Origin of the sequence: Mameliella sp. CS4 (genome assembly GCF_019392335.1) — a bacterium.
GTDB lineage: Bacteria > Pseudomonadota > Alphaproteobacteria > Rhodobacterales > Rhodobacteraceae > Antarctobacter.
Window position 1 is genome coordinate 1 of sequence record NZ_JAHXRQ010000227.1, and the last position, 253, is coordinate 253.

Annotated in this window: 1 protein-coding gene; it reads right to left on the bottom strand. The window is 59.7% G+C overall.

What is annotated here, in order from left to right; all coding sequences use genetic code 11:
* Positions 1-82: 82 nt before the first annotated feature.
* A partial coding sequence (locus KZZ07_RS28235) for a toxin-antitoxin system HicB family antitoxin (RefSeq protein ID WP_219520130.1) occupies positions 83-253 on the bottom strand: 171 nt, incomplete at its 5' end.

A 253-nucleotide genomic window follows, 5' to 3' on the forward strand; every position in this document is an offset into this window, starting at 1 on the left:
TACCAGCGGGTTTTGGGTGGCGTTGGCGGCCGGTGCAATTGTGTTGGGCGCCGCTGCGCTGGGGTATCGGCGGTTGGGACCGTCAACCGAGCACCGATAGCGGTTCTGCGCAGTGATGTTGCAAAAACTCATTCAACGCCTGGCGTGTCAGGTCATTGAGCGTGACTTTTTTACGTGTGGCCGCCAGTGCCGCTGCCAAGTGCAGGTCATGGCCGACCCTTACGTTGAATGAGCCCTTGCAAGGCTTCTCTGG